This window comes from Delftia sp. ZNC0008 (assembly GCF_000799035.1).
In the GTDB taxonomy this organism is placed as follows: domain Bacteria; phylum Pseudomonadota; class Gammaproteobacteria; order Burkholderiales; family Burkholderiaceae_C; genus Comamonas; species Comamonas tsuruhatensis.
The window spans coordinates 1-476 of sequence record NZ_JTKZ01000608.1 but is presented as its reverse complement, the minus strand read 5'-3'; the positions used below and the strand labels follow the sequence as shown (position 1 = coordinate 476).

The following is a 476-nucleotide window of genomic DNA, read 5'->3' as shown; positions in this document are numbered from 1 at the left end:
CCGCGTCCTGGCGACGGGCATTGCCGGCATCTTCATTCCAGGATTGCCCACCACGGTGTTCGTGCTCATGGCCGGATGGGCCGCGGCGCGCAGCTCGCAGCGCATGCACACCTGGCTGTGGCGCCATCGCCTGTTCGGACCCATGCTGCGCAATTGGGCGCGAGGTGGCTGCGTGAGCCGGCGCGCCAAATGGAGCGCCAGCGCCATGATGAGCCTGTGCGCCGTCCTCCTGCTGTGGACACGCCCGCCCGCCTGGGTACAGGCCGTGGCGCTGACGTCCATGGGCTGCGTGCTGGTGTGGCTGTGGTTCAGGCCAGAGCCCTGAGAATGAAGGCCTGCGGCAGGCCTGCTGAAAAAAATTCCCCGAGTTTTCTGCGACGTGTTTTTTACGTCATATAATCTAGGTCTTGTTCCTCAATAGCTCAGTTGGTAGAGCGCCGGACTGTTAATCCGTAGGTCCCTGGTTCGAGCCCAGG

Annotated in this window: 1 protein-coding gene; it reads left to right on the top strand. The window is 63.2% G+C overall.

Annotated features, from left to right (window positions below):
* The coding region (locus L995_RS19945; RefSeq protein WP_047473192.1) for a YbaN family protein at nt 1-325 on the top strand (325 nt) is incomplete at its 5' end.
* Nucleotides 326-476 lie beyond the last annotated feature (151 nt).